This window comes from Hyalangium versicolor, assembly GCF_020103695.1.
Lineage (GTDB): Bacteria > Myxococcota > Myxococcia > Myxococcales > Myxococcaceae > Hyalangium > Hyalangium versicolor.
In genome coordinates, this window is record NZ_JAHXBF010000032.1 from 53,061 (window position 1) to 76,309 (window position 23,249).

Below are 23,249 nucleotides of genomic sequence, written 5' to 3' on the forward strand. Positions count from 1 at the left end.
GAAGATTTCCTAAACAGCACGTCCAGATTCTATCTGTTTCGCAAGACGCGGGCGGGACGCACACTCCACCCAACCTTTGACAGGAGAAAACGATGCTGAAGACCTCGACCTATGCCGCCCCCGCCGCCGGAAAGCCGCTGGTCCCGTTCACGATCGATCGCCGCGACCCGGGACCGAAGGACGTGCTCTTCGACGTCCTTTACGCCGGCGTTTGCCACTCGGACATCCACCAGGCCCGCGATGAGTGGGGTGGAGCGAGCTTCCCCATGGTGCCGGGGCACGAGATCGTCGGACGGGTGAAGCAGGTGGGCTCGCAGGTGACGAAGTTCAAGGTCGGCGACCTGGCGGCCGTCGGGTGCCTGGTGGACTCGTGCGGGGACTGTGGCACGTGCCGCCAGCACCTGGAGATGTTCTGCGAGAAGGGCGCAGCGTTCACCTACAACAGCACGGAGATGGACCGGAAGACGCCGACCTATGGCGGCTACTCGACCCAGCTCGTGGTGACGGAGCATTTCGCGCTCAAGGTCCCCGAGGGGCTCGATCCGGCCGGTACAGCGCCGCTGCTGTGCGCGGGCATCACCACGTACTCGCCGCTGCGCCAGTACAACTGCAAGAAGGGCGACCGGGTGGGCGTGGTGGGGCTGGGCGGCCTGGGTCACATGGCGGTGAAGTTCGCCGCGGCGATGGGGGCCGAGGTGACGATGCTGAGCACGTCCCCCTCGAAGGAAGCCGATGCGCGCCGCCTGGGAGCGCAGGGCTTCGCGCTCACCAAGGACGACGCGACGTTCCGCAAGCTGGCCAACCGCTTCGATCTGATCATCAACACCATCTCGGCGCAGCACGACTACAACAAGTACCTGGGGATGGTACGTCCGCTGGGGACGATGGTGTTGGTCGGTGCTCCGCCCGAGCCGACGCCGGTGGGGGCGTTCGCGCTCATCAACGGCAACAAGCGCCTGGCGGGCTCGAACATCGGAGGCATCGCCGAGACGCAGGAGATGCTCGACTTCTGCGCGAAGCACAAGATCGTCTCCGACATCGAGATCATCCCCATCCAGAAGATCAACGAGGCCTACGAGCGCATGATGCGCAACGATGTGCGCTACCGCTTCGTGATCGACATCGCGTCGCTCAAGCAGGCGTGAGCGGATGATCAGCCTCGATCGAGCAGCTCCTTGAGCGCCTTGACGCGGCTTCGCCCCACGGGGAGCTGAGACCCATTCTTCAGCTCCACCGCTGTGCGTGAGCCCTCCTGGGACACCAGGCGGACCACATCCTGGAGAGGGATCAGATAGGAGCGGTGGATGCGCACGAAGTCTGTGGGGAGCAGTGCCTCCAGGCGTTCGAGGCTCTTCTCACTCAGCTCGGTGCGCCCATCCCGGAGCACCAGCTCCGCGTAGTCCCCTGCGCCCTGGATATAGGCCACGCTCTCCAGGGGCACTCGGACGATGCCTCCGGGCTTGCGTACGGACAGAATCCGCAAGGGCGCTGCGGCACGGCCCTGCACGCGTGTGAGGGCCTTGGCCAAGCGCTCCCGGGTGTAGGGCTTGGCCACGAAGTCCAGCACTCCGAATTCGAAGGCACGCAGGGCCTGCTCAGCGCTCGCTGACACCACCACGGTGTGGAAGGAGCCTGCCGCTGCTTCCTCCAGCAACCGGAAGCCGTCCTCCCCCGAGAGGTTCAGGTCCAGCAGCACCAGCTCCACGGTGCGCTCGGCCAGGACCTCGCGTGCCTCCGCGAGACTGGCGCGCACGAGAGGCGGCGGCGAGCCCGGGTCCAGCAACTCCTGGCAGAGGCGCTCCAGCCGCCGCGCCGCCACGGGTTCATCCTCTACGATGAGAACCCTCATGCGGGAACCTCCAGCATCGTGGTCCATCCTGCCTCCGTGGGCCCATCCTCCAGGCGCCAGGCTCCAGGGAATGCCTCTTCCAGCCGCGCCTTGAGATAGCGGGTGCCCGTGCCCTCGCCCAGGTCTGGTTTTGCGCCCGAACTCGTCGGCGCCTGGAAGGTATAGCGTCGACGGTCTCCCTCGCGTGCTTCCTGGAGATGAAAGGAGACCGGTGCCGTGTAGCGGTTGTGGCTGAAGGCATTCTCCAACAGGGTGTGGAGCACCGCCGGAGGCACCGCCGCCCCACCGTCGACACCTGAAGCTTCCAGGGTGAAGACGAGGCCATACCGGTAGCCCATGACCTCCAGGTAGGCACGGCACAGCTCCAGCTCCCGAGCCAACGGGATGACTCTCTCTCCGGACACGCTCAGGAGATGCCGGTACACCGCCCCGAGGGACTCGATGAAGCGCACGGCCTGGGCGGGCTCTGTCTCGATCCACTCGCTCAGGGCGCCCAGCGTGTTCATCAGGAAGTGGGGCTGGATGCTGCGCTTGAGCAGCTCCAACTGCAGGCGCTCCGAGGCGAGAGTGGCTGCCTCCAATCGCTGCTGCTGTCGGCGGAGCTGGTAGGCGTGCACGCCCCCCAGGCACAGCAGCAGTCCTCCGAAGGCGAGGAAGAAGCCGCGCTCTGGAAAGTCTGGAGGATTCACGAGGTAGAGCGTCGTCGCGAAGCCCAGACCGCCCAGGGCCGCCCAGGCTCCAGGCTCTCTGCGCCGCCCCGCGCGCAGCACGAGCACGAGGGAGATGCCCAGGGAGAGGCCCAGGCCCAGCACGTTCCTGGCATCGAAGCTGGGGACTGCCGCGATGCCGAGCAGACACAGTGCCAGGAGTCCCCACCAGGGCGCTCGGCGCGGCTCACGGAAGGCTGCGTGCAGGGTGATGGGAAGGAGGATGGCCACCGCGAACGTGGACCCGGACAACAGCCAGAGCCGGACGATGTGCAGGGGATAGGGATAGCTGGCGAGCCCTCGCCACGCCTCGAAGAGCAGTTGCGCCGAGGCGGCCAGGCAGAGCAGCCCCAGCAGCAGGGTGACGCGGCTGCGCCGCTCCAGGAAGTACCGCACCAGGTGGTGCAGCCCCATCAGCACCAATGCCCCCAGCATGCTCAGGGCTGGTACGAGCCAGAGCAGCCGGGCTCGGGCGAGCTGGGAGGCTTCGCCTACCTGGAGGCGGTGGAGCGCGCCGAACGGTTGGAAGCCTCGATGATGTGCCGAGGCTCGGATCACCAGCAGGTGAAACCCGGGGGTGGCTTGCTCGGGTGCGAGCGGGAGCAGGACATCCACATGGCCTGGGAGTTCCTCCTCTGGCGTCCGGCCCACGCGGCCGTTGCGTCCCAGGGGCGTGCCATCCCACCACGCCTCCCACGAGCCCAGCAGGGAGAGGGCCAGGGCAGGTGTGGGAGCCCCTGGCTCTCGAGGCAGGACGGGAACGCGGGTGCGGAGCCAGAACGGCCCGGGGCCCTCGGCCACCCGGTTCCTGGGCACGATGTGCCAGCCATCTCCTCCAGGGGCCAGGGCCTGCTCGGTGGAGAGATCCTCCGCGTGGAGCTCGAGGAAGCCCTCCTCGATGGAGGGGACCGGTGTCTGGGCCGAGAGGAAGACCCCCAGGCACCCGATGAGCATCCAGCGAGGCATGACACCCGCCAGCATACGCAGTCCGGCGATCCCCGCCTCGCATTTGAGCGACGCCAGGAGACGTTGGGCGATCTCGGCCCGCGCGGGGCTCTGGCGGCTCCTAGTTTGGAAGAGCACTCACGGGAGGAGCCTCATGCGAGCCTTGTTGTTCTTCACTCTGATCACGCCCTTGTTCCTGGCGCATGCGTCGGAACTTCAGCTGGAGCCCCACACCTTTCGAGCCAAGGATGGCCGGACCGTGGAGGCCGAGCTGGGCAGCTTCCGAGTCCCCGCGCGGCACGCTCAGCCCGAGGGCCCGTCGTTGACCCTGCGTTTCGTCCGATTCAAGAGCACGAACCCCAAGCCGGGGGCTCCCATCGTGTACCTGGCGGGCGGGCCGGGCGGGTCGGGCATCGAGGCGGCGAAAGGGGTCCGGTATGATCTCTTCCTGGCGCTTCGAGAGGTGGCGGATGTCATCGCCCTGGACCAGCGAGGCACGGGGTTGTCCAACCCCCACTCCAAACTGAGCCACTCCTGGAGCTTGCCGCTGGACCAGCCGGTGGATGAGGCGGTGTTGTCCGCGAAGGTGAAGGAGGCCGTTACCGAGGCTGCCAGGGAATGGGCGGCGGCGGGTGTGGATCTCGGCAGCTACACCACGGTGGAGAGCGCCGAGGATCTCGAGTCCCTCCGCGAGGCGTTGGGGGTGCCTCGGCTGAACCTCTGGGGCATCAGCTATGGGACGCACCTGGGACTGGCGTACCTGAGGCGCCACGCGGACAGGGTGGACCACGCCATCCTGGCGGGAGTGGAAGGACCGGATGACACCTGGAAGCGGCCCGCGCAGGCGGAGGCCTTGCTGGACCGCTGGGATGCGTTGCTTCGCACCCAGGACAAGGCGGGCCCGGGACTGAGGGCTCGGCTGCGGGCCTTGCTGGATGAGCTGGAGCGCCAGCCGCGGAAGGTGGAGTTCACGGATCCCAAGACGGGCGTGAAGCAGACCTGGACCGCAACCCGGTTCGATCTGCAGCGAGCTACGTTCGAGTCCCTGAGAGATCCCGCCATCTTCGAGCGTTTCCTGGGGTTGCTCTCGGCGCTGGAGGCGGGACGCTTCGATGTGATGGCTCCTTACGCGGGACTCCTGAGAGGAGACTCCTTGGAGCCCATGCCGGTGGCCATGGATGCTGCGTCCGGAGTCAGCCCCGCTCGCCGTGCTCGAATTGCGCGTGAGGCGAGCACGGCGCTGCTAGGAGGGGCGGTCAACGCAGGAGTGCCCGAGGCCGCGTGGCTTCCTGGCGTGGTGGACCTGGGGCAGGACTTCCGCGGACCGCTCAAGGCCCAGGCTCCCGTGTTGTTGATCAGCGGAACGTTGGATGGGCGAACGGCACCGGACAACGCGGAGGCGCTGCGACCGGGGATCTCCCGAGCGGTGCACCTGGTCCTGGAGGGTGCAGGCCATGATGGGCTCTTTCAGTCGGACCCGCGGATCCTGGAGCGGATGAAGGCCTTCCTGAGAGGCGAGAAGGTGTCCGATGAGCGCCTCCAGGTGAAGCGATAGCGATTCTGGTAGGGGTGTGGCCGTGTGACGAGGGAGAGCGGGACGGCCGGTGCGGGAGGACCCGTCCGCCGACGGGGGGACCCGCACCGAGACGAGGGGCCCGCGACCTGTGCATCCCGCAGCGTGGGCCCGTGTTCTGTCGTAGTCTGTCGCGAGCACTCGCGATGCGCCCTCTTCATCCGATGAACATGAGCGACCTCAGATCCTCGCCGACGCTGCGTGGTCGGCCTGAGCTTCTGGGGCTTCTGCTCTCCTTGCTGGCGCTGTTGAACTGTGGAGGATGCGAGAAGGCAGGCGGCGAATCGTCATCGGGTGTCACGCCCGTAACTGGCGGCCGTGCTTTGGGTGAGGCACCCAGGCCTGATTCGAACGAGGTCGATCCTCCGGAGATGCGGAGTTGGCCTGAGGTGATCGAGTCTGCCCTTGCAAAGCCAGGGGTTCTCCAGTTCGCTGGCGAGATGGACGTGAAGAACAGCTACGTCTCTGCGGTCATGCTCTCACTCAAGGATCCGAGAGAGCTGCCGGACTGTAGCGGGGTTCTCCTGGGGCCTCGAGTCGTGCTGACGGCGGCAAGTTGTGTCTGCGCGCTCAGGGACGAGGCACCCGGGCATAACCGAGACGAAACGCGGAAGGACGCATCCTCGTGCGCTAAGCATGTCTTCGTGACGTCGGTCCTCTACGGCGAAGTGGGAGACCCCAAGCTCAAGGAACTGACCACGCAGATGCAGTTCCATACGGTTGGCGGATCCGTTAGGCCTCACCCGGAACTGGAACTCTTCCTCGATGGCCGTGGGGGCATCGTGAGGAGACGAGCGGATCTCGCCGTCATCCTTTTGGATGAGCCGATGAAGCAGGGGGAGACGGAGGTCCTTCTTTCGCAAAAGGAGGCCCAGGTCGGAGAGTTTCTGGTGATGGCAGGCTACGGCCACGATCAGGCTGTGGGTGGCTTCTATGGTGCCCGGTACTTCAGGAAGAACCGGATCACAGGTGTTCGGCCTTCTGAAGGAGGTCGGATCCTGTACGAGCAGCAAGGGACCTACGCCTACAACGGGTTTGAGGGTGGACCGTGTTTTCGCGAGGAAGGCGGGCGGTTGGAATTTGTGGGTGTTGCAGAAGCACGCGCGGACCAGGAACTGGCGTGCACGAGCATCCTCGCCTACCGGAATTGGCTCCATGAGGAGCTGAAACGCGTGCCTGACCTGAGGGGAGGGCAACCGTTCAAGCCGTGAGGGGCGCCATGAATGACAATGGGAGACTGGCTTCGACAATCCTCTCCGTCGGGATGTGGTTGGGCTTGATGGCAGCATGCTCTGCACCTGCCGCCATGGGCCCTGAAGAGCAGGGGGCGCTTCCGTCAGGCGCAGAGTTCGGTATCTCAGGCGGGAAGGAAGATCTCGAGAACCGCTATTCAGCGGCGGTCCTGATCAGCAGCGAGCGAGGGTTGTGCAGCGGCGTTCTGCTCACCCCCCGCATGGTGCTGACTGCGGCGCACTGCCTGTGCCTGCCTGCGAGCCCTGAATCCAGGGAGGGTCGTATCGACAGCTCGGATATTGTGCCGTGAACGTCACCGTGGTGACCCACTCCTACGAAGGAGGGAGCTCTCCTGGGGGGATTGTCAGCAACCCCCGTCTCTACCAGGGAGTGGCGTCTCCCCACCCTGGGTTCACAACGAAGGTGCGGAGAGAAGGAGTCGTGTCCTTCGAAGGAGATCTGGCTCTGGTACGTCTGGCGCAACCCGTGAAGGGGGTGAAAATCGACTTCCGGATGCCCAAGACCGAAGTCGCCATCGATGAGTCGCTGGTGATGGTGGGATACGGCAATACCCGGCACGGGAGTGAGAGCAGCGGGCGCCGCCGCTTTGGTCGGAATGTGGTCACGGACATCCAGCTCTCCGCAGGGGGCAACGGTGCATTCGCCTTCCGCTCGGTGGGCGCACACACGCATGAAGGCGACAGCGGGGGACCTTGCTTTCGGGAGGGCCGAGGCGGACGGTGGCTCGTCGGCATCAACATGGGCAACGCGAACGCCGGCACGATCTCCTTGTTCACGAGCACATTCCACTACCGGGCATGGATCGAAGAGCGCATGCGGCAGGCGGATACCGACTGAAGGGGCGGTGCTCTTTCTCCCGGAGGACACTTGGTCCTCAATGACGGGGCAGGCCACTCACGGAGTGCGGACTCCGCGCTTACTACAAGCGCTCGATGTCGATCTCCTTCCGCCAGCCTGTCTCTCGTCCCATGGTGCGGTGGCGTCGTCCGCTCCTCTGGGGGATCGGCGCGCTGCTCGTCCTGGAACTGCTCTACAACCTCGTGCTCGTCACCGGCTTCCTGGCCACGGTGATCAACCACTTCACGAAGGAGCGCCCCCGGGTCGAATGGAGCCGTGCCTGGAGCCTGGTACCCGGGTACGTCCACGTCCGGGACCTCAAGCTGCGCCATGAAGGAGACAATGGAGCCTTCTGGCAGCTCGACATGGGAGAGGTGCGGGTGAACCTCTCCCTCTTCGCCTTGTTGAAGAGGCAGTTGAAGGCCAGCTCCGTGGACGTGCACGGACTGCAGGTCCGTATCCAGCCCGGGAAGCAGGATCCTGGCCAGGAGAAGCCCAAGAGCCCACCTCCCTCCAATCCCTGGCAGGTGCTCCTGCACGGCATCCATGTTCACGAAGTCCGCCAGGTAGACTGGAACCAGTTCCGACTCATCGGAATCACGGAGGCCTCAGGGAGCATGGAGCTGGTGCCTCGGCAGCGCGTATCCATTCGAGATGCACGCGTGCAGTTCGGCACAGGTCAGATCCTCTATGCGGAGGAGACCGTGGCGCAGGTCGAGAAGGGCTCGGGAGAGTTCTCCCTCGAAGCGAAGCGCCAAGAGTCCGAGGGGCTCGATCTCGTCGCCGGCATGACGGATGGTCGGTTCCAGTTCTCCGCATCTCATCCCCCGCTCCACGAGATGCCGCGGCTCATGTCGCGGTTCTCCGGCCTTTCGTTGAAGGGCGGCGCGGGACGGCTCGACATCGATCTCCATGTGAAGGATGGCTGTCTCGCGCCGGGGACACAGATCAAAGGTTCGGGAGCCCCAGTCCAGATGTCCCTGGGACCTCTGCGCTTGAAGGCGCCCTGGAAACTCCACTCGGATGTCTACACGCCGGGAGAAGGCGGTGACCGGCTCGGGATGAAGCTCTCACTGGGGCCTGCGCGGGTGGAGGGAGGAGAGTGGCCCTCGATGGAGACAGCCGAGGTTGCTGTCCTGATGGGCGCGAAGGCTCCGCGTCTGGACCAGTCACCCCAGGACGCCCATCTGGAGATCCACACGGAACAACTCCAGGCCCAATGGGGCGGCGCGACGATGAGCGGGCAGGTGCACGTGGAGGTGGATGCGAAACGGATGGACATCGAGCGGGGCTCGGTGGAACTGCACGGGAGCCGTGTCCGGTTTGAGGATGTCGCTGTGCGGACGGGAGATGACGAGGAGCGTAACTGGGAAGGCCAGCTGACCTTCCCTGAGGCCTCCCTCGATCTATCGCCGTTCTCCGCCAAGGGGCGTTTCTCGGGCAGCTTCTCCAACGCAGTCCCGATCGTGTCCCTGCTCACCTTCAAGGGTGCGCTGCCTGGAGTGCTGGGCCCTCTGCTCAAGGCCAACAATCTGTCCGTGTCCGGAGCGGTGGCGATGGGCGAGGACAGTCTCAAGGCGACGGGGCTACGGGCCAAGGCCGAGGGGCTCGAACTGCGCGGCACGGCGGAGAGTGCCGGTGGGGGAGCGCCCCATGCCGTGATGCTGGTGAAGCTGGGGATCCTCTCCGTGGGGGTGGAGACAGGGCAGGGAGACACCCACGTCCAGATACTCCACCCGTCCAGCTGGTACGCGGAGAAGACCGGAGAGAAGACGGAGTAGTCGCGGGCCCGACAGACTACCGGTAGCGCCGCCGCCCGATGAAGCTCGCGAAGGCTTCGGACAGCCGTGCTCCCGCCAACCCCAGGATGTCCAGCAGCCACGCCTGCAGCCCCGTGCGCTGGCAGTTCTCCAGGGTGATGGGCCTCGCCGCTCTCAGGTGCTTGTCCAGCCACGCCATCGCCTGCGCAGACACCCCGTCGTCCTCCACCTCCACCAGTGTCTCCAGATTCACCAGCGACAGCGGATCCAGGTTGAAGCTCCCCACCAGCAGCCGCTTCCCATCCACCAGCGCCGCCTTCGCATGCAGCGTGGAGGCCGTCCACTCGTGGATCTGCACTCCGCCCCGCAGGAAGTACCGGTACAGACGCATCGTCGCAGCTCGCGCGAAGGGCACGTCGCTTCGCCCCGCCAGCAGCAACTGCACCGACACGCCACGCTTCGCCGCTCGGTTCAGCGCTCGCATGAAGCCCCGATCCGGCATGAAGTACGCGTGCGCCAGAAGCACCTGCGTCTTCGCCCGCGCGATGGCGTCCAGGTACCGCTGCCTCAATCTCCGTCCGCCTCCCATCCCCGACAGCAGCACCTTCACCGGCCCCGCCGCCAGCTCCACCCGCCCGGCCTGCAGCTTCGCTCCCAATTGCCGGCAGATGTCCCCGCGCAACTCCAGCACCAGATCCGCCCAGCCCGGCTCCCCGTCCGTTCCCCGATAGTCGTCTCCGATGTTGATCCCTCCAATGAACGCCACCTGCTCGTCCACCAGCAGGATCTTCCGGTGGTTGCGCCACGCCCTCCCCATGAAGATCGACGTCAGCGGGTTGAAGACCCGCACCTTCGCCCCCGCCGCCCGCAGCGTCCGCTGCAGAGCCCCGCTCTCGCCGATGCTCCCCCAGCCATCGACGATGACCTTCACCTCCACCCCCCGCTGCGCCGCCGCCGTCAACGCCGCCAGGAAGCTCGAGCCCACGCCCTCCCGCTCGAATGTGTACACCTCCAGGTGCACCCGCCGTGTGGCCGACTCGATGGCCGCCAGCATCCGCGGATAGGCCTCGGCGCCACCGTCCAGCAACGTCACCGGCGCGCCCGCCCCTGCCTGTGACGAAGGCGCCTCCAGCACGGCTGTCTGGGAACTCTCGGGTCTCAAGGCTGGTAAACCTGGAACTTTCCTGTGGGGGAGATCCCGAAATTCATGGCCACAGCCTACCCAGACTCGGGCCGGTTTCGCTGGCCTGCATGCCTCTCCAGCAGATGGGCAACCAGCGCTGTCGACGGTCCGGGCACAACTCGCTACCCTGCGCGTCGTGGCCGCTCCTGAAAAAGACAAGTCGGACAAGTCGCCCCTGCGTCACCGCAAGATTGGCGCCTATCGAGTGCTGGGTGAGTTGGGTCGCGGTGGCATGGCCCAGGTGTACAAGGGAATCCACGAGCAGATCCAACGCGAGGTCGCTCTCAAGGAACTGCTCCCCGAGGCGCAGAGGGACAAGGAGTCCATGTCCCGCTTCCATCGCGAAGCGCTCGCCCTGGCCGCCTTCCGCCACCAGAACATCGTCACCCTGTACGATCTGGTCGAGAAGGCCGACAGCCTCTTCATGGTCCTGGAGTACGTGGATGGGCCCACGCTCCATGATCTCATCAAGGACGGGCCGCTGCCTCCGGACGTGGCCGCCGTCATCGGCGCGCGCATCGCCAGCGCTCTGGACCACGCCCACTTCCGCCACATCATCCACCGCGACCTCAAGCCCGGGAACGTGATGCTCACCAAGTCCGGCGAGGTGAAGCTGATGGACTTCGGCATCGCCAAGGACGTGGACCTGGTGGCCCTCACCCAGCAGGGCATGGCGGTGGGCACGCCCGCGTACATGTCTCCGGAGCAGGTGACGGGTGCGCCGCTGGATCCTCGCACGGACATCTTCTCGCTCGGCGTGCTGCTCTACGAGGCGCTCAGTGGGGCCCGGCCCTTCCAGGGTAAGACGGCCGGCGAAGTCTTCGCTCGCATCCGCGACGGCAAGTACACGCCCCTCCACAAGGTGGCGCCTCACGTGCCCGCGCAGTTGGCGAACGTCGTCAAGCAGGCGCTCGAAGTGAAGCCGGAGAAGCGCTTCGCCAACGCGGCAGCCATGCGGCGCGAACTGGACGTGTTCCTCGCCCGCGAGGTGCAGGTGTCCCACCCCGCTCTGCTGGTGACCTTCCTCCGTCAGCGGCAGAAGCTCACCGAGACGGAGGCGCTGGCCCACCTGACGCAGGCGGAGATCGTCTCCATCGAGGCCCATGCCGAGCAGCGCCAGGCCCGAGCGGCCCGCGCGAAGCTCAAGTGGATCGTCGGCGTGGTGCTGCTGAGTCTGGCCACCGGCTCGGGCGTCTACTTCATGCAGGATCGCTGGGTGCCCCTGGTGCAGAAGAAGGAGCCTGCTCCAGCACCCGCGCCCGCTCCTCCGGCCCCCAGCAAGCCTGGCAAGAGGTGAGGGGAGCACGGCCCTCGTGCTGAAGCCCGGCATCTGTCTGGCCCACAAGCCAGTGGGAGACACGAGCTTCTCGCTGGTTCGCGCCGCCATGGAGGAGCTCCAGGCCGCGCGCCCCGGCAAGCGCACTCCCGTGTGCCATGGCGGCACGCTGGACCCATTCGCTGAGGGGCTCCTGCTCCTGCTCGTGGGTCCGGCCACGCGGTTGATGGATCTGATCCACCCCGTCCCCAAGCGCTATGTGGCGCAGGTGAGCTGGGGTGCAGAGACGGACAACGGCGATCTGCTGGGCCGCGTCGTCCACCAGGGAGATGCCTCCCAGCTCACGCCAGCCGCGCTGGATGCGGCGCTCGCGGGCTTCCTCGGCTGGCACGATCAGGTGCCTCCGGCCACCAGCGCGAAGAAGGTGGGCGGAGAGCCTGCGTACCGAAAGGCCCATCGGGGCGAAGAGGTGGTGTTGCCTCCCTCGCGCGTCTACCTCCACGCGGCGCGCTGGCTGGAGCACGAGCTGCCACGCTCAAGTCGCTTGGAGCTCACCTGCCGCGGTGGCTTCTACGTGCGCTCGCTGGCCAGGGATGTCGGGCGGGTGCTCGGCTGTGGGGCACATCTGTCCAAGCTGCACCGCACGGCCATCGGTCCATGGGAGGACCCCGGACCCGGGCAGCGCGTGGAGCTGCACGGACGGCAACTCCTGCCGTGGTGCTCCACCCGCGAGCTCTCGGACGCGGAGGTCGGCGAACTCCGCCGTGAGCGGCCCATCCCTCGCGGGCGGCTCCTCGCTCCCGACTGGCGCCTGTCTCAGGGCTTTCCGGATCCCGAAGCTCCCGTGCGCGGCTTTCACCAGGGCCACCTGGCGATGCTGCTGCGCGAGCGCGACGGACAGCTCGTGGCCGAGTCCGAATTCCGGGATCGGCTCTGACCCTCTTCAGGGAAGTCCGTTGGGCACAAGTCCGGGCCCGCGAAGGAGCCCCTGCCGGGCGAGACCGGAGCCAGGTGGTACGCTGGCCATACCAGTTCGCAACTCGCGCGGCCGACAGGGGGACCCCCGTCTGGAGTGGGGCTTAGCCCTTCTTCTTCTCGTGCGTCACGGTGACGACGGTGCCGATGCCGCCTCGCACGAAGAAGTCTCCCTCGACGATGAGCTTGCGCGGCTGGATGGCCCGGATGATGTCGTCCGCAATGGTGTTGGTCACCTTCTCGTGGAAGGCACCCTCGTTGCGGTACGCCCACATGTAGAGCTTCAGGCTCTTGAGCTCCACGCAGAGCTGGTCCGGCACGTAGCGGATCTTGAAGTGCGCGAAGTCCGGCTGCCCGGTCAGCGGGCAGAGACACGTGAACTCGGGGACGTCGAAGGCAATCTCGTAGTCGCGCTCGGGCGCGGGGTTGGAGAAGGTCTGCAGTTCCTTGGTGGGCTGAGAAGGCATGGCGGCTGTCGTCTAACACACAGAAAGCCCGTTGCATGGGTTCCTTGAAAGACGCCTTCCTGCCTGCCAGCCGTGGGGTGTTGAGCCCTGAAGAGATCAGCCTCGGACAGTGTCTCCCCCCGAACTCCTAGCTGTCCGCTACCCGGGAAAAACCCGGAGGTGGGTTGTCGGTCCGGGCCGAGCACACTTATCTCGGAGGTGGCCCCATGCTTCCTCCTGACTTCGAGAATGTGCTCGCGCACCTACCCCAGGCCACGCTCCGCGTGGGCCCGGACCTCAAGGTTCAGTGGATGGAGGCGGACTTCGCTCGAAAGGTAGGAGTCTCTCCTACGATTGGCCGGGGTCTTCTGGAGTTCTTCGAGTACGGCCGGAGCCGGGATGCGGTGGCGCGGGCCATTCGCGAGGGCCGTGAGCACGAGGGCCATGTCATCACCAGCGCGATGCGTCAGGTGCGCGTCCAGGTGAAGCAGGCGAAGGACGGCGAGCCGGGGGCGTGGCTGTTCTTCGAGCCCTCGGGGCTGGATGAGGAGGGGGCCTTCTCCCAGGTGGTGCAGGAGGTGGCCCGCGCGGTGGGCGAGACGCTGGAGGTGGACAACGTCTGCGCCGCCGCGGTGACGGCCCTGGTGCGCTGTGCCCGGGTGCGTCGCGCGGAGGTATTCCTCTGCGAGGAGGGGGGCCAGGGGGGACTGCGGCGCGCCGCTGTGTCCGACCTGGCTGACTGTGATTCTCCCGAGGATGCGTTCGATCCGTCCGCGGATCCGTTCCTCCAGGCGCTGGGCACCCGCCGGGCGCAGATTGGCATCCAGCGCGGTTACGGGGATGCCATGGGCTCCATCTTCGCCGCCGTGCCGCTGTGCGCGCCGCGGCGCACGGTGGGGCTGCTCCTCCTTTATAAGGAGCAGGGCGCGTCGTTCTCCGTGCGAGAGCTGGACCTGTGGACGGCCGCCGCAGGGCAACTGGCAGTGGCGGTGGAGAACGCCCGGTTGCTGAGGGAGGCGCAGGCGGCGCTGCGAGTGCGCGAGGAGTTCATGTCCATCGCCTCGCACGAGCTGAAGACGCCGCTGACGCCGCTCAAGCTCAGCCTCTATACGATGGAGCGGCGCATCACCACCGGGCAGCCGGTGGAGCTCTCCAGCGTGCTGAAGTCCAAGCGCCAGGTCGATCGGCTGGCCGGGCTGGTGGATGACCTGCTGGATGCCTCGCGGCTGGAGCTGGGCAAGCTGGAGCTGAGCCGGGCGCCGCTGGAAGTCGGGCAGCTCGTGGCGGAGGTGGTGGACCAGTTCCGCCACGCCTTCGACAGGCCCTTCACGGTGGACGTGCCGCGCCAGCGCGTATGGGTTCAAGGAGATCGGGACCGGCTGGAGCAGGTGCTGGTGAACCTGCTGGAGAACGCGCACAAGTACAGCCCCACGGGGGAGCTCATCCTCGTGGAGGTGCAGGAGGTGGATGAGGAGATCCGCATCCACGTGAAGGACAAGGGCATTGGCATCCCCGGTGCGGATCAGGCGCAGGTGTTCCAGCGCTTCTACCGGGCGCGCAACGTGTCCCACCGCAACTTCGGCGGACTGGGGTTGGGGCTCTTCATCAGCCACTCCATCTGCAAGCTGCATGGCGGCAACCTCTCTCTGTCGAGCGCCGAGGGCCAGGGCTCCACCTTCACCGTGACCGTGCCGCGCATGGCTTCGCGTGAGGTGAGGTTGCTGCCGCCGCGCGTGCTGCTGCTGGACGAGGATCGCACCCAGGAGGCCGAGGCCGAGCGCGTGCTGCGCAGTGAGGGCTTCGAGGTGCTCACCGTGCGCAACGGGGACGATGCGCTCCGCAATGCGGCCGCGTTGCCGGTGGACCTCATCCTGCTCTCGGCGAGCGCCTCGCAGCAGGAGGTGGGCATCTTCCTGGAGACGTTCGCCACACTGCCTCGCGCGAGGCCGGTGCCCATCCTGTTGGCGGGGGCCCGGCGGCCGGCGTGGGCGTGGGAAGGCACGGTGCTGTGCTCGCGGCCCTACCGCGCGGACGAGCTGATCGCCCGGGTGCGCAACACGCTGGCGCTGACGCCCGAGCCCGGCTGGCCCGTGGCGGAAGAGGCCAGCGTCCGGATGTGACGGTGCCCCCGAGCGCGGGCGTCCGCCTTCTCAGGGGCGGGGGTGAGCCTCGAAGAAGCTCCACATCTCGCGCGTGGCGTCCAGGTCCATCGTCGTGTAGCCGTATGAGGGCGGGATGAGTCCGCCGGGCCACGTGTGGCCTCCGCCCTGGACGGTGCAGAGCGTGGCGGGGGCGGTGCAGCCGGTATGGGTGACGCAGGTGCTGTCGCCCTTCTGGTACGTCTCCTGGAGCGCACCGGTGCAGCCATTGCGCTCGGCCCACTTCGCCACCGTGGCGGGCGCCGAGGGATAGGGCCGGCCGAAGGGGATGGTGCCTCCGTCATAGGAGATGGTCGGGTCGGCCGTGCCGTGGAAGTGCATCACGGGCACCGGGCGGCTCGGCGAGCACGTGACGACGTTCTCCATGCCGGCCACGGGAGCGATGGCGGCGAAGCGCTCGGCGCGGTCGCAGGCCAGCCGGTAGGTGAAGAAGGCGCCATTGGACATGCCGGTGGCATAGGTGCGCCGGGTGTCCACGCACACGCGCGTGTCGAGGTCCTTGAAGATCGCCTCCACGAAGTCCACGTCGTTCACCCCGTAGATCTGCGCCGGGCCGCAGCACCCTCCCGCGTTCCAGCTCTGCGTGTCCTCGGCGCCCGCGTCCTGCTGGGCCGGCTGGATGTCCGTGTAGCTGAGCCCCTGCGGATAGACGGCGAGGAAGCCCTTCTCGTCGGCCAGCTCGGACATGCGGCTGAGGCCCTCCTGCTCCTGGGCGTTTGAGGCGAAGCCGTGGAAGGCCACCACGATGGGAGTGGGCTTCGTCGCGTCGTAGCCGGTGGGGACGTGGACGTTGTAGCTGCGGGTCCGATTCTCGTGACGGATCGTCCACGTGTAGTTCCCGGGCCCCACGGTGAGGCCGGAGCACGAGGTGCGGTCCACGATGGGCGGATAGATGGGGCCCGGGGCCCCCGCGTCCGGGACGGCGGGAGGCTTGGAGGAGTCGTCACAGCCGGTGGCACCCAGGAGCAGCAGGGTGGCACCGAGACACAGGGAGCGATGAGTCAGAGCCATGGGATGTGGCGCCGATGTGAACAGGAACCGGGGAACTTGTCCTGGGCTGAGGGTTCTTCGGGCGGCCAGATGATGGCGGCTGTACAAAGGAAGAGTCCGGCGCAGGCCGAGAGAAAGGACGAGAGGAGACCGTGGAATACAGATTGCTGGGTGGATCGGGGTTGAAGGTTCCCGTCTTGAGCTTCGGAACGGCGACCTTCGGTGGAGGCACCGAGTTCTTCAAGGCCTGGGGAGCCAGCGACGTGCAGGAGGCCACGCGCCTCGTGGACATCTGCCTCGAGGCCGGCGTCAACCTGTTCGACACCGCCGACGTCTATTCGAGGGGACTCGCCGAGGAGATCCTCGGCAAGGCCATCGCGGGGCGCCGCAACGAGGTGCTCCTGTCGACCAAGGGCACCTTTCGCATGGGACCGGGAGACAACCAGGTCGGCTCCTCGCGCTACCACCTGATCCGGGCCTGCGAGGCGAGCCTGCGCCGGCTGGGGACTGACCACATCGACATCTACCAGCTGCATGGTTTCGACGCGATGACGCCGGTGGAGGAGACGCTGCGCGCCCTGGAGGATCTCGTCCGGAGCGGCAAGGTCCTCTACATCGGCTGCTCGAACTTCTCGGGCTGGCACCTGATGAAGTCCCTGGCCGTGTCGGAGAAGTACGGGCTGCCGCGCTACGTGGCGCACCAGGCCTACTACTCGCTCGTGGGCCGGGAGTACGAGTGGGAGCTGATGCCTCTCGCCATCGATCAGAAGGTGGGCACGTTCGTGTGGAGCCCGCTCGCGGGCGGCCAGCTCTCCGGCAAGGTCCGGCGGGGCCAGCCGCTGCCTCCGGGCACCCGCATCAGCGCCGGCGTGGGCGCCCCGGAGGTGCCCGCGGAGTCCCTCTATACGGTGGTCGATGCGCTTGAGGCGATCGCCCGGGAGACGGGCAAGACCGTGCCCCAGATCGCCCTCAACTGGCTGCTGCAGCGCCCCACCGTCTCGAGCATCATCATTGGTGCGCGCAACGAGGCTCAGCTGCGGCAGAACCTGGAGGCCACCGGCTGGAACCTGACGCCGGAGCAGGTGGCGAAGCTCGATGCGGCGAGCGCTCGCACGCCCGTCTATCCCTACTGGCACCAGCGCAACACCATTCGCGAACGCAACCCACCGCCGACGACTCCGTGAGCGGGAGGGAGCCGCGCACGGTGACGTCACGCTTCCTCGGAGGCGCGGCGTCACCGGGCCGGGTCAGTCACTGGCCTTGCACTGGGCCGCGAGCGCCTCGGCGCGGTCCGGGAAGCGGGAGGCCAGCTCCTTCTTCACCTCGGTGACGGCGGACTCGTTGCCCTGCCGGGCGTGGATCTGGCAGCGGGCCGTGAGGGCCCGCGGGTCGGTGGGCGCGAGCTGGTCCGCCTCGCGGTAGGCACGCTCGGCGCCCGAGGTGTCTCCCTGCCGGAAGAGGATGGCGCCCAGGTAGTAGTGGGCGATGGCCAGCTTGGGCGACTTCTTGAGGGCGCGCTTGAGCAGCGAGGCCGCGTCCTCCACGCGTTCCTGGCGGTAGCGCACGAAGGCCAGCTCCGCGAGCGCATCCGCGTCATTGTGGTCCTTCGTCCACGTGCCCAGCACGTCCGAGGCCTCGTCGAGCTTGCCGCCCTGGGACAGCAGCCGCCCGTAGCGCGGAGCGATCCGCGGATCCTTCGGACGCTTCTCGTAGGCTTTGGAGAGCGCGGCGATGGCACCCGGCACGTCTCCCTGCCGCTCGCGCAGTTCGGCCAGCGCCAGCGAGGAACGCACATCCCCGGGAGCGAGCGCGAGGGCCTCTTCGATGGCGCGCTCGGCACGTTTGCCCATTCGAAGCTCGATGGCCGCGCGGGCTGTCAGCAACTTGCCCTCCACGTCCTTGGGAAAGCGCTGGGTGAAGGCGTCCGCGACATCCATCGCAGCATCCGCCTCGCCCACATCCAGGAGGAGCTCTCCAGCCCGGGCCAACTCCTGCGCCGTGGCCCGCTCGTCCTTCTCGAGCCCCTTGAGCGCGGACTTCCGCTCCTCACCGGTGGTGGAGGCCTCCGCGGTGGCGATGCGCTCGGCGGGCAGGGCCCCGGGACGCAGGACCAGCCATGCCGCGCCTCCACCCACGGCGGCCAGCAGCAGCACGGCGCCCAGCACCAGGGGCCACCGCCGCTTCTTGGGCGGACGGGCCTGTGGTGCGGCGGGCATCGTGGCCGGCTCGGGAGGCAACATCGCGGGGCCGGGTGGCAACGTCTTGGCGGTGGACGAGACCGGTGGCTCCTTCGGGATTGGCGTGGAGCCCTTGATCCTGCCAGCCACCGTGGGGAACGAAGAAGATGACCGGACCGCGTCCTGGATGGGCTGGGGAGCCTGCGATCCGGAGTCCGACGGGTCCGCCGAACGGGCGCGCTGCAGCGCCTGGCGCTTCGGATCCCGGTCCAGCGGGAAGAGCTGCTCGACGTAGGCCGCCACCTGCTCGGGAGTGGCCACCTCTGCCTGCCCGCCCACGCTCTCGATGGCCTCGGTGAAGATCTCGAGCGATTCGAAGCGCGCCTCCGGCTCCCGGTGGAGCGCGGTGAGGCAGATGTGCTCCAGCGCCAAGGGCACGGAGGGATCGAACGTGGTGGGCGGCTTGGGCCGGCCCTCGGCGATGCGGGTGAGCACCTCTTCGGGGTTGAGCCCGGTGAAGGGCCGCCGGCCGCAGAGCTGCTCGTAGAGCATCACCCCAGCGGCGAAGATGTCGGCGCGGTGGTCCACCGTCTTGCCGACGATCATCTCCGGCGACATATAGAAGAACTTGCCCTTGAGCGTGCCGGGCTCGGTGCCCGAGCCGAGCGTCTCCGCCTTGGCGATGCCGAAGTCGATGACCTTGATGGAGCCGTTCACTCCGACGTGGACGTTGTCCGGGGTGAAGTCGCGGTGGACGATGCGCAGCGGCCGGCCGGCCTCGTCCACGGCGCGGTGGGCTGCATCCAGTCCCCGGCACGCATCCACGAGCACGCGCAGGGTGACGCCCAGGGGTACGCGCTGGCCTCGCTCGGCGGCCTCCACCCGCAGCTCCGCGAACGAGCGCCCCTCGAGCAGCTCCATGGCGATGAAGGGCTCGGTGTCCTCGATGCCCAGCTCGAGGATGGTGACGACGTTCGGGTGGTGCACCTGGGCGGTGATGCGCGCCTCGTTGAGGAACATCTGCACGATGCGCCGGTCCGACACGAGGTGGGGCAGCAGCCGCTTCACCGCCACGGCCGGCCCGCGCTGGCCACCCTCCTCGATGCGGCGGCCGAGATACACCTCGGCCATGCCGCCCGTCGCGATGCGCGCGCTCAGGCGGTAGCGACCCAGCCAATAGGGGTTCTGTTCGGGGGGGGCCACGGCGTGCGCAGTCTACGTATCCCGAGGGCCCGCGTCCTGCTTCCCTGCCGCGATTTGGTGCCTGGCTGCTGGCCCAGAGGGCGGGAAGGCAGGAAATTTGCCCCGGGGTCCTTCCCGCCACACGCTACCCGTCCGCGCGGCAACGGAGGTGCAGTGCATGTGTGGTCGGCTGGGTCTGCTCCTGGGAGTCCTCCTCGTCCTGGGAGGGTGCACGACGGTGGATGTGGCTCGGGTGGAGGGGTCTCCTCGCGGGCATGACGTGTTCGTCACCACCGGAGACCTGCCGGGCCCCTACAAGAGCCTGGGCGTGGTACAGGCGACGCGGCGCGGCGTGGTCGTCTTCGGCTTCGCGGATCCTGCCGGCACGGACATCCAGAGCGATCTGGACGAGCAGTTGCTGCCGCAGATCCGCCAGATGGGCGGCGACGGCATCATCAACGCGCACTTCCAGCAGACGCAGTACTCGCTGGCCACGCGCATCCTCTTCTCGATTCTCTTCTTCTTCCCCCTGCCCAGCGAGGCCACCATCACCGGCGAGGTGGTGAAGCTCGAGAACGGTGGCCTGGCTCCAGGTCTGGGCGCGAACCCCGTGGCCCCGGCTCGCTGAACCCCTGTTTCTCGCTTCTGGAGAGTTCCTGGTGAGACTCCTGCCTCTCGCTTCCCTGGTGTTGGCTGCGCTGGCCACGGGCTGTGGTGCCACGGTGCGTGGCGCGCCCCTGTCGGACCGTCCGTCCGAGGATGGCCGCAGCATCTTCCTGACCACGGGCAACGCGCCGCGCCCCTACCGGACGGTGGGCTTTGCCCAGGTGACGGGCTACGGCGTCACCGTCGCGGGCCTGGCGGACGTGGGCGAGGCCGGCCTGAACAGCGCCATCCGAGGGACCATGTCCCAGGTGGCCGCGCGGATGGGCGGAGACGGCGTCATCCACATCGAGTTCCTCGACGAGAACCCCCCCACCGATATCGAGCGCATCTCGGACGCGGTCGAGACTGCGTCCAACATCGCCAACGGCAAGGGCGAGGTGAAGACGCGCAACCGCTCGGTGATCGTCACCGGCGAAGTCATCCAGTTCCTGTCCGCCCCGTGAGGCCCCTTTCGATGCGTCTCCTGCTCGCTGTCTCGCTCGCGGCCCTCACCGGCTGCACCGTCATCAACACCGCCTCCGTGCCCTCGGACCGGAGCGGCCAGGACGTGTTCGTCACCGCCGGTGACATCCCCGAGCCCTACGAGTCTCTGGGTCTGGTGCAGGCCACGCGCTCGGGTGTGCTGCTGTTCGGCTTCGCGGACGTGGTGGGCACGGATCTCGAGGCTGGCTTCCAGGAGGTGCTCATCCCGCAGATCCGCGAGATGGGCGGGGACGGTGCCATCAACGTTCGCTTCCGGCAGACGCAGTACCTGCCGGTGCAGAAGGTGCTGGGGGCCATCTTCTTCTTCGTCCCGCTGCCCAGCAGCGTGACGGTGACGGCCGAGGTGGTGAAACTGCGGCGCGGCAGCGCGGCCCGGCCCGCCGAGACTCCGGCCAAGGCTCCGGTGGCGGTGCGCTGAGAGCACTCACACCTACCCCCGTTTCCCTGTCTGTCCGCGCGACAAGGGGGAGGGGAGTGGTAACGTCCGAAAGAGCCGGGAACCTGGATTGCCAGGGCTCGGGTGAGAGGCTTACTTCTGGCTGCTTCGAGGTGGGAGCGACGTTGGGAACCGTCCTCAAGGGTGGAAATGTCGTCGAGCTGGAGCCCGCCAGTGTCGAGCGGGTGGACCTGCGTATCGAGGACGCGCGCATCGTGGCGCGCGGGCCGGATCTGCAGCCGAAGCCAGACGACGAGGTGGTGGCGCTGTCGGGCAAGCTCGTGTTCCCGGGGCTGGTGAGCGCGCACCACCGGCTGCACATGTCGCTGGGCCGGGGCATGCCCGAGCCGCGGCTGGACGGCTACCAGGATGCGCTGGAGAAGGTGCGCTGGCGGTACGAGGGCGCGCTGGATCTGGACGCGGTGCAGGTAGCGGCCACGGCGGGCGGGCTCGAGGCGCTGCAATGCGGCACCACGACGGTGTTCGACCTGCACTCCTCTCCGAAGGAGATTCTCGGCTCGCTGACGCGGGTGGCGCGCGGGCTCCACGAGGTGGGGGTGCGCGGGGTGCTGTCCTACGCGGTGACGGACCGCGTGGGAGCGGTGGGGCGTGAGGAGGCGCTGGAGGAGACGGTCTCCTTTACGAAGAAGGCGAAGGGGCGTTTCCGCGGGCAGGTCGGGGCTGGCCACAGCTTCACGCTGAGCAACGAGGCGCTGGAAGGGCTGAAGCAGGCGCTGGCCTCCACGAGCACGGGGCTGCACGTGCCGCTGGCGGAGGATCCGCTGGACGAGAAGCTCTCGGTGGAGCGGCACGGGGCCACGCCGGTGGGCCGGTTGATGGAGGCGGGGCTGCTGTCGCCTCAGAGCCTGGTGGCGCATGCGGGCCACCTGGGCTGGGCGGATCTGGCACAGGTGATCAGCACGGGCTCGTGGCTGGTGCACACGCCGCGCTCGAATCAGGGGCTCGAGGTGGGGTACGCGCCGGCGCTGAAGTTCGGCGCGCGGGCCACGCTGGGGGCGGACAGCCTCTCGGCGGATCTATTCGCCGAAGCGCAGGCGGCCTACCTGCGTTCGCGCGAGGCGGGGCAGCCCATTGACGTGCTGCGCTACCTGGCCAACGGACATCGGCTGGTGTCCCAGGCGTTCCAACTGCAGGTGGGGCCGCTGCGAGAGGGCGCGCTGGCGGACCTGCTGATCCTGGACTACCTGCCGGCCACGCCGCTCACGGCGGAGAACCTGGCCTGGCACGTGGTGTTCGGCCTGGGCTCGCGGCACGTGGAGGCGGTGATGGTGGATGGGAGCTGGCGCTTGTGGGCGCGCCGGCCGCTGTCGTTGAACCCGATGGTGGTGGCGGACCAGGCGCGCGAGGCCGCGGCAGCGGTGTGGGCGCGCATGGCGGGCAAGTGACACCTGGGGAGGCGGGGCGCTTGCGTTCCGGAGGAACTGGCCGTTAAGAGCGAGGGCATGCTCCTTCCTCTGCTGGCAACGAGTCTCTTTTTGAGTGTTGTGCCCCAAGTGGGCGACACGGCGCCTGACTTCACGGTGACGGATTCCGATGGCAAGTCGCACACGCTGTCGGAAATGGTGAAGGCGGGCCCGGTCATCGTGGCCTTCTTCCCCAAGGCGTTCACTTCCGGGTGCACGCGTGAGCTGACGGCGTACCGGGATCGGTACGCGGACGTCGAGAAGCTCAGCGGTCAGCTCCTGGCCATCTCGATGGACGACGCGGAGACGTTGAAGAAGTTCAAGGAGTCCCTGAAGGCTCCGTTCGCGTTCGTCCCGGATCCCGAGGGGAAGGTGGTGAAGGCGTACGACGTGAAGGCGCCGGTGCTGTCCCTTTCTCAGCGCTACACCTTCGTCGTGGGGGAGGGGAGGAAGATCCTGAAGGTGGACTCAGGCTCGGACGCCATCAACCCCGAGGGGGCGGTGGCCGCGTGTCCGATGCACAAGCAGGGCGCGAAGCCGGACGCGAAGACTCCGTCGGAGGCAGGGAAGCACTGAGGTGCTCGGTGGCCGGGAGCCTCCGGCCACCTCCTCTCTCCTTGCGTGGAGCCGTTCGGCAGGTTCAGGTTCTCCTGCGAGAGCGGCAGGGCTGCGGGGGATGACTTCGCCGAAGTACAGCGGGTCATCCTGTCGCGTATCCGCCGGAGCGCGGATTTCTACCTGCCTGCCGAGCTGAACCCGCCGCTCTTCCCAGAGGCACCGGACAGTTCCCTGTTGGGCATGGCCTTGTCTGCCTGGGCACGCGTCTGCTCCCGGCTGTTGGTGCTCTTCTTCGACGAGAGCGACTCCTTGCAGGGCCGGAGTCCCTCCGGCCGGGAGATCACGGTTCTGAGGGCGTAGTTCGATTGG

The 23,249-nt window shown here is 67.5% G+C and carries 21 protein-coding genes; 15 read left to right on the forward strand and 6 right to left on the reverse strand.

Annotated features, from left to right (window positions below; all coding sequences use genetic code 11):
* The first annotated feature begins 92 nt into the window (after window positions 1-92).
* Window positions 93-1,145: an NAD(P)-dependent alcohol dehydrogenase gene (locus tag KY501_RS44395; RefSeq protein ID WP_224370615.1), complete on the forward strand. Its 1,053-nt coding sequence runs from the start codon at window positions 93-95 to the stop codon at window positions 1,143-1,145.
* A gap of 8 nt (window positions 1,146-1,153) precedes the next feature.
* On the opposite strand, the gene KY501_RS44400 is transcribed toward KY501_RS44395, so the two are convergent.
* Both KY501_RS44400 and KY501_RS44405 read right to left on the reverse strand, forming a co-directional pair.
* Entirely contained in the window at window positions 1,154-1,849 is a 696-nt protein-coding gene (locus KY501_RS44400; protein ID WP_224370617.1) for a LytR/AlgR family response regulator transcription factor, read from the reverse strand.
* Window positions 1,846-3,522 (reverse strand): sensor histidine kinase, encoded by a 1,677-nt coding sequence (locus KY501_RS44405; protein WP_224370619.1) that lies wholly within the window; start codon window positions 3,520-3,522, stop codon window positions 1,846-1,848. Before KY501_RS44405 ends, KY501_RS44400 begins: the two co-directional genes overlap by 4 nt.
* Before the next feature lie 133 nt (window positions 3,523-3,655).
* Between KY501_RS44405 and KY501_RS44410 the strand changes: the two genes are divergently transcribed.
* From KY501_RS44410 to KY501_RS44430, 5 genes are all read left to right on the forward strand, one after another.
* The gene (locus tag KY501_RS44410; RefSeq protein WP_224370621.1) at window positions 3,656-5,056 is read left to right on the forward strand and encodes an alpha/beta fold hydrolase; all 1,401 of its coding nucleotides are present in this window, start codon (window positions 3,656-3,658) and stop codon (window positions 5,054-5,056) included.
* Between the two features lie 188 nt (window positions 5,057-5,244).
* Window positions 5,245-6,285: a trypsin-like peptidase domain-containing protein gene (locus KY501_RS44415; protein WP_224370623.1), complete on the forward strand. Its 1,041-nt coding sequence runs from the start codon at window positions 5,245-5,247 to the stop codon at window positions 6,283-6,285.
* A 95-nt stretch (window positions 6,286-6,380) separates the two neighbouring features.
* Window positions 6,381-6,617: a trypsin-like serine protease gene (locus tag KY501_RS54465; RefSeq protein WP_224370722.1), complete on the forward strand. Its 237-nt coding sequence runs from the start codon at window positions 6,381-6,383 to the stop codon at window positions 6,615-6,617.
* A 131-nt stretch (window positions 6,618-6,748) separates the two neighbouring features.
* Complete coding sequence (locus tag KY501_RS44425; RefSeq protein WP_224370625.1) at window positions 6,749-7,165, forward strand: trypsin-like serine protease; 417 nt, start codon at window positions 6,749-6,751, stop codon at window positions 7,163-7,165.
* A 95-nt stretch (window positions 7,166-7,260) separates the two neighbouring features.
* Window positions 7,261-8,946 (forward strand): AsmA family protein, encoded by a 1,686-nt coding sequence (locus KY501_RS44430; protein WP_224370627.1) that lies wholly within the window; start codon window positions 7,261-7,263, stop codon window positions 8,944-8,946.
* A gap of 16 nt (window positions 8,947-8,962) precedes the next feature.
* Here KY501_RS44430 and KY501_RS53795 read toward each other — a convergent pair whose 3' ends face one another.
* The gene (locus tag KY501_RS53795; RefSeq protein WP_304608712.1) at window positions 8,963-10,087 is read right to left on the reverse strand and encodes a phospholipase D-like domain-containing protein; all 1,125 of its coding nucleotides are present in this window, start codon (window positions 10,085-10,087) and stop codon (window positions 8,963-8,965) included.
* 253 nt (window positions 10,088-10,340) lie between these two features.
* On the opposite strand from KY501_RS53795, the gene KY501_RS44445 reads away from it, so the two are divergent.
* The gene (locus KY501_RS44445; RefSeq protein ID WP_373691718.1) at window positions 10,341-11,405 is read left to right on the forward strand and encodes a serine/threonine-protein kinase; all 1,065 of its coding nucleotides are present in this window, start codon (window positions 10,341-10,343) and stop codon (window positions 11,403-11,405) included.
* A 19-nt stretch (window positions 11,406-11,424) separates the two neighbouring features.
* On the forward strand, window positions 11,425-12,321 hold the full coding sequence (truB, locus tag KY501_RS44450; RefSeq protein WP_224370726.1) for a tRNA pseudouridine(55) synthase TruB: 897 nt from the start codon (window positions 11,425-11,427) through the stop codon (window positions 12,319-12,321).
* A 142-nt stretch (window positions 12,322-12,463) separates the two neighbouring features.
* Here truB and queF read toward each other — a convergent pair whose 3' ends face one another.
* Window positions 12,464-12,826 (reverse strand): preQ(1) synthase, encoded by a 363-nt coding sequence (gene queF / locus KY501_RS44455; protein WP_224370631.1) that lies wholly within the window; start codon window positions 12,824-12,826, stop codon window positions 12,464-12,466.
* Window positions 12,827-13,032: 206 nt separating this feature from the next.
* Between queF and KY501_RS44460 the strand changes: the two genes are divergently transcribed.
* Entirely contained in the window at window positions 13,033-14,925 is a 1,893-nt protein-coding gene (locus tag KY501_RS44460) for an ATP-binding protein (protein ID WP_224370632.1), read from the forward strand.
* Window positions 14,926-14,955: 30 nt separating this feature from the next.
* On the opposite strand, the gene KY501_RS44465 is transcribed toward KY501_RS44460, so the two are convergent.
* A complete protein-coding gene (locus KY501_RS44465) occupies window positions 14,956-15,975 on the reverse strand; it encodes an extracellular catalytic domain type 1 short-chain-length polyhydroxyalkanoate depolymerase (protein WP_224370634.1) in 1,020 nt (339 codons plus the stop codon).
* 131 nt (window positions 15,976-16,106) lie between these two features.
* Here KY501_RS44465 and KY501_RS44470 point away from each other — a divergent pair, with 131 nt between their 5' ends.
* On the forward strand, window positions 16,107-17,138 hold the full coding sequence (locus tag KY501_RS44470; RefSeq protein ID WP_224370636.1) for an aldo/keto reductase: 1,032 nt from the start codon (window positions 16,107-16,109) through the stop codon (window positions 17,136-17,138).
* Between the two features lie 63 nt (window positions 17,139-17,201).
* Here the strand turns inward: KY501_RS44470 and KY501_RS44475 are convergent, their stop codons facing one another.
* Window positions 17,202-19,262, reverse strand: a complete 2,061-nt coding sequence (locus KY501_RS44475) for a protein kinase domain-containing protein (RefSeq protein WP_255637346.1) — start codon at window positions 19,260-19,262, stop codon at window positions 17,202-17,204.
* 229 nt (window positions 19,263-19,491) lie between these two features.
* Here KY501_RS44475 and KY501_RS44480 point away from each other — a divergent pair, with 229 nt between their 5' ends.
* From KY501_RS44480 to KY501_RS44500, 5 genes are all read left to right on the forward strand, one after another.
* Entirely contained in the window at window positions 19,492-19,941 is a 450-nt protein-coding gene (locus tag KY501_RS44480; protein WP_224370638.1) for a hypothetical protein, read from the forward strand.
* 31 nt (window positions 19,942-19,972) lie between these two features.
* Complete coding sequence (locus KY501_RS44485; RefSeq protein WP_224370640.1) at window positions 19,973-20,422, forward strand: hypothetical protein; 450 nt, start codon at window positions 19,973-19,975, stop codon at window positions 20,420-20,422.
* Window positions 20,423-20,433: 11 nt separating this feature from the next.
* Entirely contained in the window at window positions 20,434-20,880 is a 447-nt protein-coding gene (locus tag KY501_RS44490; RefSeq protein WP_224370642.1) for a hypothetical protein, read from the forward strand.
* A 143-nt stretch (window positions 20,881-21,023) separates the two neighbouring features.
* Window positions 21,024-22,304, forward strand: a complete 1,281-nt coding sequence (locus KY501_RS44495; RefSeq protein WP_224370644.1) for an amidohydrolase family protein — start codon at window positions 21,024-21,026, stop codon at window positions 22,302-22,304.
* 57 nt (window positions 22,305-22,361) lie between these two features.
* The gene (locus KY501_RS44500) at window positions 22,362-22,898 is read left to right on the forward strand and encodes a peroxiredoxin (RefSeq protein ID WP_224370646.1); all 537 of its coding nucleotides are present in this window, start codon (window positions 22,362-22,364) and stop codon (window positions 22,896-22,898) included.
* Window positions 22,899-23,249 lie beyond the last annotated feature (351 nt).